Origin of the sequence: Epilithonimonas pallida, from assembly GCF_900182975.1 — a bacterium.
Classification (GTDB): domain Bacteria; phylum Bacteroidota; class Bacteroidia; order Flavobacteriales; family Weeksellaceae; genus Epilithonimonas; species Epilithonimonas pallida.
On sequence record NZ_FXUO01000003.1, the window covers coordinates 278,846 to 292,304 of the forward strand.

Annotated in this window: 12 protein-coding genes; 7 read left to right on the top strand and 5 right to left on the bottom strand. The window is 36.9% G+C overall.

Annotated features, from left to right (window positions below):
* Nucleotides 1-23 precede the first annotated feature (23 nt).
* Nucleotides 24-1,481 carry a lipopolysaccharide biosynthesis protein gene (locus QOL71_RS07395; RefSeq protein WP_283416299.1) on the bottom strand — a complete coding sequence of 486 codons (1,458 nt, stop codon included), beginning with the start codon at nucleotides 1,479-1,481 and terminating at the stop codon, nucleotides 24-26.
* 56 nt (nucleotides 1,482-1,537) lie between these two features.
* A complete protein-coding gene (locus tag QOL71_RS07400) occupies nucleotides 1,538-3,835 on the bottom strand; it encodes a GH92 family glycosyl hydrolase (RefSeq protein WP_283416300.1) in 2,298 nt (765 codons plus the stop codon).
* Between the two features lie 177 nt (nucleotides 3,836-4,012).
* Here QOL71_RS07400 and QOL71_RS07405 point away from each other — a divergent pair, with 177 nt between their 5' ends.
* Nucleotides 4,013-5,350 carry a dihydroorotase gene (locus tag QOL71_RS07405; RefSeq protein WP_283416301.1) on the top strand — a complete coding sequence of 446 codons (1,338 nt, stop codon included), beginning with the start codon at nucleotides 4,013-4,015 and terminating at the stop codon, nucleotides 5,348-5,350.
* A 188-nt stretch (nucleotides 5,351-5,538) separates the two neighbouring features.
* Here QOL71_RS07405 and QOL71_RS07410 read toward each other — a convergent pair whose 3' ends face one another.
* Nucleotides 5,539-6,141, bottom strand: a complete 603-nt coding sequence (locus QOL71_RS07410) for an FMN-dependent NADH-azoreductase (protein ID WP_283416302.1) — start codon at nucleotides 6,139-6,141, stop codon at nucleotides 5,539-5,541.
* A 126-nt stretch (nucleotides 6,142-6,267) separates the two neighbouring features.
* Here QOL71_RS07410 and QOL71_RS07415 point away from each other — a divergent pair, with 126 nt between their 5' ends.
* Nucleotides 6,268-6,651, top strand: coding sequence for a winged helix-turn-helix transcriptional regulator (locus QOL71_RS07415; protein ID WP_283416303.1), 384 nt, complete (start codon nucleotides 6,268-6,270; stop codon nucleotides 6,649-6,651).
* A 109-nt stretch (nucleotides 6,652-6,760) separates the two neighbouring features.
* On the opposite strand, the gene QOL71_RS07420 is transcribed toward QOL71_RS07415, so the two are convergent.
* Nucleotides 6,761-7,675 (bottom strand): helix-turn-helix domain-containing protein, encoded by a 915-nt coding sequence (locus QOL71_RS07420; protein WP_283416304.1) that lies wholly within the window; start codon nucleotides 7,673-7,675, stop codon nucleotides 6,761-6,763.
* Between the two features lie 49 nt (nucleotides 7,676-7,724).
* The gene (locus QOL71_RS07425; RefSeq protein WP_283416305.1) at nucleotides 7,725-8,564 is read right to left on the bottom strand and encodes an SDR family NAD(P)-dependent oxidoreductase; all 840 of its coding nucleotides are present in this window, start codon (nucleotides 8,562-8,564) and stop codon (nucleotides 7,725-7,727) included.
* Nucleotides 8,565-8,892: 328 nt separating this feature from the next.
* Here QOL71_RS07425 and QOL71_RS07430 point away from each other — a divergent pair, with 328 nt between their 5' ends.
* From QOL71_RS07430 to QOL71_RS07450, 5 genes are all read left to right on the top strand, one after another.
* Nucleotides 8,893-9,774 carry an SDR family oxidoreductase gene (locus QOL71_RS07430; RefSeq protein WP_283416306.1) on the top strand — a complete coding sequence of 294 codons (882 nt, stop codon included), beginning with the start codon at nucleotides 8,893-8,895 and terminating at the stop codon, nucleotides 9,772-9,774.
* Nucleotides 9,775-9,783: 9 nt separating this feature from the next.
* Nucleotides 9,784-10,410 carry a Crp/Fnr family transcriptional regulator gene (locus tag QOL71_RS07435; RefSeq protein ID WP_283416307.1) on the top strand — a complete coding sequence of 209 codons (627 nt, stop codon included), beginning with the start codon at nucleotides 9,784-9,786 and terminating at the stop codon, nucleotides 10,408-10,410.
* Nucleotides 10,411-10,482: 72 nt separating this feature from the next.
* On the top strand, nucleotides 10,483-11,274 hold the full coding sequence (locus tag QOL71_RS07440) for a sulfite exporter TauE/SafE family protein (protein ID WP_283416308.1): 792 nt from the start codon (nucleotides 10,483-10,485) through the stop codon (nucleotides 11,272-11,274).
* An 81-nt stretch (nucleotides 11,275-11,355) separates the two neighbouring features.
* Nucleotides 11,356-12,777, top strand: a complete 1,422-nt coding sequence (locus QOL71_RS07445) for an MBL fold metallo-hydrolase (RefSeq protein WP_283416309.1) — start codon at nucleotides 11,356-11,358, stop codon at nucleotides 12,775-12,777.
* A gap of 49 nt (nucleotides 12,778-12,826) precedes the next feature.
* On the top strand, nucleotides 12,827-13,450 hold the full coding sequence (locus QOL71_RS07450) for a class I SAM-dependent methyltransferase (protein WP_283416310.1): 624 nt from the start codon (nucleotides 12,827-12,829) through the stop codon (nucleotides 13,448-13,450).
* The last annotated feature ends 9 nt before the right edge of the window (nucleotides 13,451-13,459 follow it).

Sequence of the window (13,459 nt, forward strand, 5' to 3'; positions counted from 1 at the left end):
TAGTTAATACTAAATTTGAGTTGTTATTTCCTTTTAATTTTATTAAGAATTTTTGCCGGAATCAATTTTTCCTTTCTTAATAAGAAGGTTGCCAAAATTAGAAATATAACATTTCCTAGCCAAATGTTTTCTTTTAAATATTGATAACATACCAGAGACACTAGCATTGTGATGGTAATGACTGTAATATTTTTGTAAATATTGTAAGGGATCGGATATTTGTAATGCCCCCAAATGTACGAGATAACCATCATGGCAAAGTAACTCGCAATGGTTGCCCAAGTCGAAGCCCAGTAACCATATTTTGGAATGAAATAAAAATTAATAAGGATTGTAATCAAAACACCAATTCCTGAAATATATGCTCCAATGATCGTTTTATCTGTTAATTTGTACCAAATCGAAAGGTTAAGATAAATCCCTAAAAACAAGCTGGCAAAAAACAATATCGGAAGAATTCCAATACCTTCATAATATTCAGGATTGTTGATGTAAACTTTTGCGATCCAATCAAGATTTACAGAAAGGAATAAAACAATCAGGCAATTGATTGCGATGAAAATATCCATTAGCCTTACGTACATCTCTTTAGCATTATCTTTCTTGGAATTACTAAAGAAAAATGGTTCAATTCCTAATGAATATGCTTGTCTGAACAAAATAACAAATGTAACAACCTTTGCCACACCACCATAAACACCTAATTCGTGACGACCGATGTCTTCTGGTAAAAGAAATTTAAGAAACTGTCTGTCAAATGTTTCGTTGATGATTCCAGCCAAACCTGCAATGGTAATCGGCCAGGAATATTTTATCATCTTTTTCCAAAGTTCCCAAGAGAAATACTTTATCCTTGCGATTAATAATTCTTGCGATAACATCAAAAATGTGATTGAACTTGCAACAAGATTGGCTACAAAAACATAACCGATTCCAAATTCCGGACTGTATTTTAATCCGAAAATTCCATTGGGATATTTTGGAAGAATAATGATGAAAAATACAACCAAAAGAAAATTGATAATTCCATTTGTAATTCTGATTCCTGCATATTTCAAAGGTCTTTCATTTTTCCTCAGCATTACAAAAGGCATTGCACAAAAAGCATCCAAAGCCAAAGTCACTGTTAAGATTGCCAATAAGTCAACCTGGTCTGGTGTTTTGAAAGCATTCGCAAGAGGTTGTCTGTAAATCAATGTGAAAAAAAGATAAACCAAAGTCACAGCCAAAACACTGAAAAATGAAGTTGAAATCAGTTTTCTATCATCTTTTTCGTCCAGAGCAAATCGGAAAAAAGTGGTTTCCATACCGTGCGTCAAAAGGACAGCAATAACACCTGCTACCGAATAGAAGTCGGCAAAAGGAGAGTAGGCCGTTGGTCCAAAAGTTCTCGTAATAATAGGATTGATAACGAATGGGAAGAGTCTGATAATCACAGTCGTTAATCCATAAAGCGCGGTTTGTCCGAGAAGTTTCTTCATTTTAATTTCGATTCGAAAATTTTTGCAAAATTAATGGATTCTGTCAAAGTTCAATTTTATTTCTTCGGTTTGTCGGTCATATAGAATGTCAGCTTTCCGCCATTCATAATATCCTGATGTCTGATTGTAAAATCTTTTATGGCTTTTCCATTCAGTTCTATTTTTTCTATGTAAACATTTTTATCAGACTGATTTTTAGCTTCAATTTCGAATGATTTTCCGTTTTCAAGATTCAGAGTTGCATTCTTCACACTTGGACTTCCAATTTGATATTCATCAGAACCCGGCGAAACAGGATAGAATCCTAAACTGCTGAAAATATACCACGCACTCATTTGTCCGCAATCGTCATTTCCACCTAATCCATCGGGCTTTGCTTTGTATTGCATTTCCAGAATTTTGCGGATTTGAGACTGCGTTTTCCAAGGTTGCCCGGCAACATTATAGAGATAAGCGACGTGATGCGCAGGTTCGTTGCCGTGAACATAACCACCGATAATTCCTTCTCGTGTAATGTCTTCAGTATCGGCAAAAAACTCGTCGGGCAAATGCATTGTGAATAATTGATCCAAATTTTCACTGAATTTCTTTTTCCCGCCCATCGCATCCATCAAACCATTCGGATTGTGTGGGACGAAGAAACTGTAATTCCAAGAATTTCCTTCAATAAAGCCTTGTCCGTGTGTGCTCAGCAAATCAAATTCTTTTTTGAAACTTCCGTCTGATAATCTCGGTCTCATAAAACCAATCGATTTGTCGAAGACATTTTTCCAGTTTTCGGAACGTTTCAGATATTCATTATAGATATCGGTTTTGCCTAGTTTCTTAGCGATTTGTGCAATCGCCCAATCGTCGTAAGCGTATTCCAAAGTGTTGGAAACCGATGTTCCGTTTTTCTCCGCAGAGATATAACCTTTGTCGATGTATTCGCCGATGCCTTCGTAATTTCTTTTACTGGAAGTGGTGATACAAGCCTTTAAAGCTTCCTCAGGATTTCCGGTGTAAGTACCTTTTACAATTGCATCCGCAATCAAAGAAACCGAATGATAACCGCTCATACACCAGTTTTCGTTGGCGTAATGCGACCAAACAGGCAACATTTTCAGACTGAACTGGTTATAATGTGCCAACATCGATTTTATCATATCATTGTTCCGTTTTGGCTGAATGATATTGAAAAACGGATGCAAAGCACGATACGTGTCCCAAAGCGAAAATGTGGTGTAATTCGTAAAATCTTTTGCCTGATGAACATTTTGGTCGAGACCTTTATACTCACCGTTGATGTCCATATAAGTCGTCGGATTGATGAAAGTATGATACATTGCCGTGTAAAAATTCACTTTATCATCGTCGTTTAAAGTATTGACAACGATTTTACTCAGTTCTTTATTCCAATTATTTTGAGCCTGATTTTTTACGTTATCAAAGTTCCAATCCGGTGTTTCTTTCTGTAAATTTTCCAAAGCATTGGCTTGACTGACTGGCGAAATCGCAAACTTAATTTGAATTTTTTCATTGTCCAGAGTATCAAAATCGAAGTGCATTCTGATTTTCTTTCCGGCAATTTCTGGGAAATTTTCATCCTGATTCCATTTTCTCCAAAAACCTCGGTAAGCTTGTTTCGAATCGAAATTTTTCTGACCGTAAGATTTGAAAGGCCTCGAAAATTCCATTGCGAAATAAACTGTTCTTGTCCTTGCCCAGCCATTGGTTTGTCGGTAACCCGTGATTCTGCGGTCGTTTTCGATTCTTACATAAGTCCAGACATTCTTATCGTCATAATTATAAATTCCGGACATCAAATCCAAAATAATATGCGCATCATCAGATTTTGGAAACGTGTATTGATGAAATCCAACTCTTGTAGTTGCTGTTAATTCCGCTAAAATATTAGAATCATCGAGTTTCACTTTATAATAGCCGGCTTCTGCTTTTTCATTCTGATGAGAAAATCTTGAACGGAATCCACTTCCAGGGTTTTGAGCAGTTCCGGGATTTAATTTTAATTTTCCAGTTGTTGGCATTATGAGAAAATCTCCTAAGTCCGAATGCCCTGTTCCGCTAAAATGGGTGTGCGAAAATCCGACAATAGTTTTGTCCTCATAACGATATCCGGCGCAATATTTATAAACATCAGGATTGTATTTTCCTTTGACTTCGTAAGATAAAGTGTCGGTTTCAGGACTCAACTGAACTGCTCCAAAAGGAACTGTTGCTCCAGGATAGGTGTGTCCCATTTTCTCAGTTCCGATAATTGGATTAACGAACTTAACTAAGTTTTCTAATTTCTGAGAATTGAATAATGAAGCAACTAAAACGGGAAGAATTAAAATGAATTTTCTTAGAGACATTCTTTGGAATTTTGAAGCAATTTAGTTAAAACCACAAAAGGCACAAAAGTTTTATTCATTTTAAATATTCTGAAAAATAAGCTCGATTTCATTTGAATTAACAATCAGATTTTCTTTTGTGACTTTTGTGGTTTATAAATTCAAAAACTTAATTTTGCTTTAATCTAAAAAAGTGAAATGAAGATCCTAATAAAAAACGCCCAAATCGTCAACGAAGGGAAGATTATCCAAAGCGATATTCTCATCGAAAATGATTTGATTTCCAAAATTGAATCTAATCTTTCCGAAGAAGCAGACCAGATTATCGATGCTTCGGGAAAATATCTTTTACCAGGAGTGATTGATGACCAGGTTCATTTCCGCGAGCCGGGTTTGACCTGGAAAGGCGACATTGAAACAGAATCACGCTCTGCAATTGCCGGTGGAACGACTAGTTTTATTGAGCAGCCGAACACGGTCCCAAATGCTGTAACACAGGAATTATTAGCAGATAAATATGAAATCGCTTCTCAAAAATCTTTTGCCAATTACGGTTTTATGATGGGTGGCACGAATGATAATCTGAAAGAAGTTTTGAAAACAAATCCAAGAAATGTTCCCGGAATTAAATTATTCTTAGGTTCTTCCACAGGAAATATGTTAGTTGACAATCCTGAAACTTTAGAAAATATTTTCAGTAATACCAAAATGCTGATTGCCGTTCACTGTGAGGACGAAGCGACGATTAAAGCCAATACTCAAAAATATCTGGATGAATATGGTGAAGACATTCCCGTGGAATTTCATCATTTAATAAGAAGTGAGGAGGCTTGTTATAAATCTTCGTCAAAAGCGATTGAACTGGCAAAGAAAACCGGTGCAAGACTTCACGTTTTCCATTTGTCGACAGCCATTGAAACGGAGCTTTTCAGAAACGATATTCCTTTAAAAGATAAAAAAATTACGGCGGAAGTTTGTGTTCATCATCTGACTTTCACCAACGAAGATTACGAAACAAAAGGCGGATTAATCAAATGGAATCCTGCGGTAAAAACACAGAACGACAAAATTGCACTTTGGGAAGCATTGCTGGATGATAGAATCGATGTGATTGCAACCGATCATGCTCCGCACACTTGGGAAGAAAAACAGAATGTTTACACCAAATGTCCTTCCGGGGCGCCTCTGGTTCAACATTCTTTGGTGGTGATGTTGGAAAATTACAAAAACGGAAAGATTTCTTTGGAAAGAATCGTTGAAAAAATGGCTCACAATCCTGCAATTTTATTCAGAATTGAAAAGCGTGGTTTTGTCAGAGAAGGTTACAAAGCGGATTTAGTTTTGGTTGATTTAAATGAAAACTGGACGGTTGAGAAAGAAAATATCCTTTATAAATGCGGTTGGAGCCCGCTGGAAGGAACTGAGTTTCATTCTAAAGTTACCCATACTTTTGTCAACGGAAACCTGGTTTATGAAAATGGAAAGATCAATGAACAGAAATTCGGGGAGCGTTTGTTTTTTGAAGTGGAAGAATAAATTAAATGCTTAAAATTTTGAATATGTCATTCTGAACGAAATAAAATGTAGTGAAGAATCTTAAGTTGTTGAGATTCTTGCTTTGTCAGAATGACAAATATCTTTCATATTACAATAAGAATTTATTAAACAAAATCCTCATCAAATTTAGCTTGATGAGGATTTTTATTTCTAACAATTAATTAAAATTAAACAATCACAATACTCTCAATTCCTTTTTCTAAAGCTGTTTCCTGCAGATGCGGAAGATTCAAACCTTCAGCCCGGAAAACGCTTACGTCTGTAACTCCGATAAAACCAAGAACACTTCTCAAATAAGGAACCACAAAGTCATAAGACTGATAATCGCCCTCAGAGAAAATAGAGCCACTTGCCACTGCGATATAAGCTTTTTTGTTTTTTACCAGACCTTCAAAACCATTTTCAGAATACCGGAAAGTCATTCCGCCACGAGCAATATGGTCGATATACGCTTTTAAACCAGAAGGAATCCCGAAATTGTAAATCGGAACCGAAATCACAATAATATCCGAAGCCTGCAATTGCGCAATCGCATCGTCGGAACGTTTGACGGCTTCATTTTGTTCAGGAGTTCTGTTCTCTGCCGGAATAAACCAGGAATCGACCTGTTGTTCTCCCAAATGTGGAAACGGAGTTTTCAATAAATCCAGAGTTGTGATCGAATGTTCCGGATAAGCTTCCTGTAATTTTTCTTCGATGGCATTCCCTAAAGTTCTGCTTGCTGAATCTTTCGTTCTTGAGCTTGAAATAATGTGAAGTATATTTTTCATAAGTAAAATTCATTTTTTAATGATTAAAATTTCTTCAGCAAAATTATGTACATTTGCTTATCAAAAGTAAGTAGTGAACAAAAGGTTAGTAGTAACCTTTTTATTAGCAGTTTTAATTTTAATCTTATGGAAAACGAAGTTGAGGTTTATAAAGCTGGTTGTAAAATCACTTGTGGCGAAAATCTCGCGGCTGTTGAAGACGCATTATACGTGATTTCGGGGAAGTGGAAACTGAAAATCATTATCGTTCTGCAGGAAATGGGTAATATCCGTTTCAACGAATTGCAAAGATTGATTCCCGGAATTTCCGCAAGAGTTTTGTCTAATGAACTGAAAGATTTGGAACTGAATGGGTTTGTGAAAAGAGTAGTGCACGCAGAAATGACGCCGGTTGTGGTAGAATATATTTCCACAGATTACAGCAGAACGCTGAAAAATGTGATTATGTCACTTTCCGATTGGGGTAAAAATCATAAAAAAAACATTAGGGAAGATGTTTTTGAAAAATAATTATCAATAAGAGTGGGCTTTAGCCAAAATTTAAACTCACGCAGATTAAGCAAATCAGTCGGAAAAAAATCTGCGTAATCGGCTCAATCTGCGAGAGAATTTTTTATACTTAATTAAACGACTTCCGGAACTCCAAAGGAGAAATATCAGTCTTAGCTTTAAACAGTTTGCTAAAAGACTGCGAATGCTCAAATCCCAGTTCGTAAGCAATTTCACTCACGGAAAGCTCAGTTGTAGAAAGTTTTTCCTTAGCTTTTTCGATTAGTTTTTCGTGGATGTGTTGTTGCGTGGTTTGTCCGGTCAGGGATTTCAAAAGACTTCCTAAATAATTAGTGGAAATATTTAGTGATTCAGCAACATAATTCGCTGTTGGCAAACCTTTATTGATGACTTCGTTTTTGAAATAATCTTCCAGAATATGTTCCAATTTATCCAAAATCTGATGATTGCTCTTTTTTCTGGTGATGAATTGTCTTTGGTAAAATCGTTCGCAGTAATTCAGAATCACTTCAATTTGAGAAATAATGATATTCTGTGTGAATTCATCAATTCCTGACTGATATTCGCGTTCGATGCCTTTGAAAAGTCCAATCAACGTTTCTTCTTCTTTTTCAGAAAGAAACAACGCTTCATTGACATCATAACCGAAGAATTTATAATTGTGAATGTTCTTTGCCAAAGGGGTATTCCAGATAAAATCGGAATGAAAAGCTAAAAGAAATCCGGACGGTTTCGTATCGTATTTGTCAATAATCATCCTCACCAGTTGTCTCGGCGCAATGAAGCACATCAGACCACCGTCAAAATCATACTGGCTTTGTCCGTAATGCAGTTTTCCCTGGATATCACGCTTGAAACCCATAAAATACAATTCCTGAACCCAGCTGATTTCCGATTCCTCGATTTGATATTCCACCTGGCTGTAATCCACCAGACTAATCATTGGGTGTTGAGGTTGAGACAATCCGCAAATCCTGTGAAATTCAGCAACGGTGTCAATCGTATATAATTTTCTGTTACTCATAATCTAATAAGATTAAAGGCAACAATCCGAAAACTGCTGCCTTACAAAGTTAGTAATCTGTTGAAATACTTAATGTTTTGAAATCAGAAATTTCATTTTGAAGTGTGCTTAACTTACTAGTTGCCATTTGAAAAGCGTCGGAACCTAAAACCAAATGAACAGGTGGATTTTCCATTGTTGCCAATTCTATCAATGCCACAGCTGCTTTTTCCGGGTCACCAGGCTGATTGCCGTTGATGTCCTGCTCGTGCGCTTTTTGAATTTGTCTGGCCGTTGCATAAGCATCAATTTCATTTTCAGGTGTGCGAAGAGAACCGCCGGTTAAAAAGTCAGTTCTGAAATAGCCGGGATAAACAACGGTTGCATTCACTCCAAATTCTTTCGCTTCCGCAGCCAAAGCTTCCGTGAAACCGACAACGGCAAACTTGGTAGCGCAATAGATTCCCCAACCGGGAAAATCTCCTGAAAGTCCGCCAATTGATGCAATGTTAATCACAAGACCGCTTTTTTGTGCTCTGAGGTAAGGCATTGATTTTCTGATGATATTCAAAGAACCAAAGACATTGGTGTCAAAATTCTGACGGCTTTCTTTATCGGTTAATTCTTCTAGAGTTCCCAATTGTCCGTAACCCGCATTATTCACGATAACATCTAATTTTCCGAATTTCTCAACTGTTTTAGAAATCGCTTCTGAAACCGAATTTTCATTAACCAAATCCACTTCCAATGGAAGAAAATCAGAGTTTTCTGCGCTGATGACCTTCTCTAATTCCGAAACATTTCTGGATGTTGCTGCCACAGAATAACCTTCAGCTAATAATTTTTTTACTAATGTCAGACCTAAACCTTTTGAAGCGCCAGTCACGAACCATACTTTTTTTGTACTCATTTTGATTGTTTTTAATGCGTTAATTATTTACAGGACAAAGTTGAAAAATGATGAACGGAGCGGTGTGACCAAATCAAAGATTGTTGTAGCCAAAACTACGATGAAGGATTTTTGGGCGCCTTTTCCGTCTGTAATTTATCCTGAGCGAAGTCGAAGGATTCCCGCTTTTGTCACTCTGAGGTTCTCGAAGAGTCCGTTCAAGCCGGGGCGCAATTGTATGACGTTCATATTTTGCGCATAACTTTTGTTAATTCTCAAAACAAAATAAAAATCTAAATTTACCACAGACGCAAATCATCGTTTATTAATATCAAAAATCACTTACTAAATGAATCTATATACACAACCAATGTTGCGCGAAGATGCGCTGAAAGATAAAGTAGCCGTTGTTACGGGTGGCGGAAGCGGTCTTGGAAAAGCAATGACCAAATATTTTCTGGAACTCGGAGCGAAAGTCGTTATCACTTCAAGAAACTTGGAAAAACTGCAGGGGACAGCAAAAGAACTGGAAGAACAAACTGGTGGAAAAGTGCTTTGTGTGGCTTGCGATGTACGAAATTGGGAAGAAGTGGAAGCGATGAAAGAAGCGGCTTTAAAAGAATTCGGGAGAATCGATATTCTTTTAAACAACGCTGCCGGGAATTTCATATCGCCAACCGAAAGATTAACACATTCGGCTTTTGATTCAATTTTAGATATAGTTTTGAAAGGAACCAAGAACTGTACATTGTCTGTCGGAAAATATTGGATTGATAACAAAATTCCTGGAACAGTTCTTAACATTGTGACAACTTATGCCTGGACTGGCTCGGCTTATGTTGTTCCGTCGGCTTGTGCAAAGGCGGGCGTTCTAGCAATGACCAGAAGTCTGGCGGTGGAGTGGGCGAAATATGGGATCCGTTTTAATGCCATTGCGCCGGGACCATTTCCAACGAAAGGTGCCTGGGACAGATTATTACCTGGAGATTTGCAGGAAAAATTTGATATGCGCAAAAAAGTGCCGCTCAGAAGAATGGGAGAGCATCAGGAATTGGCGAATCTGGCCGCTTATCTCGTTTCCGATTATTCTGCTTATATGAATGGGGAAGTGGTAACTATTGATGGTGGAGAATGGCTACAAGGTGCAGGAGAATTCAATATGTTGGAGGATATTCCTCAGGAAATGTGGGATGCTTTGGAAGCGATGATAAAAGCGAAAAAATCAAATTGATAGTTAATAATGTCAGATTCGGTTCTTAATACAGAATTTAATTCCTCTCCTGAGCTGGTGGAAAAGCTTTATCAGTATGGAATTACCAAAACCTATCATGAAGGAGATATTATATTAGATGAAAATTCGTCTATCCGTTCCATTCCTATCGTGATGAAAGGCATGATGAAGGTTATTCGTACCGAAGAAGACGGGCGTGAAATTTTATTATACTATATCAAAGCCGGAGAAAGCTGCATTATGTCGTTCTTGGGAGGAATGCACAATGAAAAAAGCATTGTAAAAGCTGAAGTGGAAGAAGATACCGAGATTCTGTTTTTACCCATAGATAAAGTTTCGCTTTTCATTAAAGAATATCCGGAATGGTTAGATTATATTTTCCGTCTTTACCATAAACGGTTCGAAGAATTGCTGGATATTATCAACGCAATCGCTTTTAAAAAAGTAGACGAAAGACTGCTGAATCTGCTTCAAAAAAAATCAGAACTATCGAATTCGACCACAATTATCATCACTCACGAACAGTTGGCAAACGAATTGGGAACAGCCAGAGTTGTTGTTTCCAGGTTACTGAAACAGCTGGAAGAAGAAGGAAAGCTGAAACTCGGTAGAAATAAAATTCAGCTTTTATTTTAAGTTATGTAACAAAAGTAGCGGTACAGAAATAGTGGAATTTCCATTTTTGCTTTCAGATTAAAGGAAGTAAAAATGGAAATTTTTGGTTATATCGCATCGGTTTTAATTGGTGTTTCTTTAGGATTAATTGGCGGCGGTGGAAGTATTCTTACCGTTCCTGTTCTCGTCTATCTTTTCGGGATAGATGCATTATTGGCTACAGAATATTCGCTTTTTATTGTAGGAATAAGCAGTGTGGCCGGTTCCATGGCGTATTTCAAAAAAAGATTGGTGAATCTTAAAATCGCCATAGTTTTTGGAATTCCGTCTGTAATTTCCATTTTTCTTACCCGCAACTATCTTTTGCCTCTCATTCCGGAGGAAGTTTTAAGAATCAACAATTTGATGATTACCAAAGATATTTTTCTGCTGCTGATTTTTGCAGGATTAATGATGGTAGCTTCCTACAAAATGATCCGGAAAGATGTACAACAGCCGGATGAAAAGCAAGAAAATAAAAATAATACCCTTTTAGCAGCAGGAGAAGGCTCTGTTGTCGGAGTTTTAACAGGATTAGTCGGAGCAGGCGGTGGATTTATGATTATTCCGGCATTGGTTAATCTTCTGAAAACACCCATGAAAGTGGCGATCGGAACTTCGTTGGTTATCATTTCTTTAAACTCCCTGATCGGATTTTTTTCCTCCATTCAGGGAACAATTATTAATTGGAGATTTCTGTTATCCGTATCGGCAATCGCCGTTGTAGGAATCATAATAGGTTCGTATTTATCGAAAAAGATTGATGGGAAAAAGCTGAAGCCTGCATTCGGATGGTTTATTTTGGTTATGGGAATTTATATCATTATTAAAGAAATTTTTCTCTAAAAATCCTTATGTAACAAAAGTAGCTGTGCAGGAAATGCTAAAAGGAGAAATTTGTACTCAACAAAACAAAATTTATTAAAAATGAAAATAGAACAGATTTATACAGGATGTTTGGCTCAGGGAGCTTATTATATTGTCTCTGATGGAGAAGCCTTTATTATTGATCCTTTAAGAGAGACAAAACCTTATCTTGACCGGTTGGAAAAAGATAAAGTGACGCTTAAATATATTTTTGAAACCCACTTTCATGCAGATTTCGTAAGCGGTCACGTAGATTTAAGCCAAAAAACGGGAGCGCCTATTGTCTATGGACCAACTGCATCACCGGAATTTGAAGCGATTATCGCCGAAGACAACCAGGTTTTCGAAATTGGAAAAATTAAAATTAAAGTGCTGCATACTCCGGGACATACGTTGGAAAGTTCTTCCTTTTTATTAATGGATGAATATGGAAAAGAGACAGCACTATTCAGCGGAGATACTTTGTTTCTTGGTGATGTTGGTCGTCCCGATTTAGCTCAGAAAGCTGCGGATATGACTCAGGAACAATTGGCAGGACTGCTTTATGACAGCTTATATCAGAAAATTATGCCTTTAAATGATGATATTATCGTTTATCCGGCTCATGGCGCAGGTTCGGCTTGTGGTAAAAATATGCAGAAAGAAACAGTAGACACGTTGGGAAATCAGAAAAGAACCAACTATGCCTTAAATCAAAAAGATAAAGAAAGCTTTATAAAGGCTGTAACTGACGGACTTTTGCCACCTCCTGCTTATTTTGGGATGAATGTAGCGATGAATAAAAAAGGATACGAGAGTTTTGATGAGGTTTTATCTCATGGTTCAAAAGCATTATCTCCTGATGAATTTGAAGAAACGGTAGAATTTTCCGGTGCCTTAATTCTTGATGTAAGAAACAATCTTGAATTTGCAAAAGGTTTTATTCCGCAATCCGTTAATATAGGATTGAATGGAGATTTTGCACCCTGGATAGGAGCTTTAATTGCAGATGTACAACAGCCGATTGTATTAGTGACCAATGAAAATGAGGAAGAAGAAACAATTACCAGACTGAGCAGAGTTGGGTTTGATCATGTTTTAGGTTTCTTACAAGGTGGTTTTGAAGCCTGGAAAGATAGCGGAAAAGAGGTGGATTCAATTCACAGGATTTCAGCAAAGCAGTTTGAAGATGAAATTAAGGACAAAGCAGTAAAAGTTATCGATGTAAGAAAAGAAAGCGAATACAATGCAGAGCACATCGATGAAGCTTATAATAAACCTTTAGCGTATATCAATGAATGGATCAGTCAGATTGATCCTGAAGAACATTTTTATCTGCACTGTGCAGGTGGATACAGAAGTATGATGGCGGCAAGCATTCTTCAGGCAAGAGGCTACCGAAATTTTATCGAAATTGAAGGAGGATTTAATGCAATTGCGCAAACCGATATTCCTAAAAGTGATTTTGTATGTCAGACTAAGGTTTTTCCCTATATTAGTTAAATCTACGTTACTTTTACAACATAGTATTCATAAAAAATAGAACGAAATAATGATAAATTTTGAACAGCAGGATTATAAAAACCATTGGGAGAATGTATATGAAACCAAAAATCCGGATGAAGTAAGCTGGACGCAAAAAATTCCGCAAACTTCTTTGGATCTTATAGAAGAGGCATCAAAAGACAAATCTTCAAAAATCATAGACATTGGCGGTGGAGACAGTAACCTGACAGATTTTTTATTGGAAAAAGGATTTGAAAATATTTCTGTGCTAGATATCTCTGCAAAAGCACTGGAAAAAGCAAAAGAAAGATTAGGATCCCAAGCTGAAAATGTAGATTGGATTGCAACAAACATTACAGAATTTGAACCGCAAATAATGTATGGCATCTGGCATGACAGAGCGGCTTTTCATTTTCTGACCACAGAAGAAGAGATAAAAAAATACGCAGAGATTGTCAAAAATGCAGTTTCTGATACACTGATTATCGGTACATTCTCTGTAAATGGTCCGCAAAAATGCAGCGGTTTGCCAATTGTACAATATAATGAAGATGATCTGAAATCTATATTTTCGGAGAGCTTTGAGCTGGTAAAATCTTTTACGGAAAACCATATTACACCGTTTAATACTGTTCAGAATTTTATTTTCTGTCAGTTCAAAAAGAAATAAATTGAAATA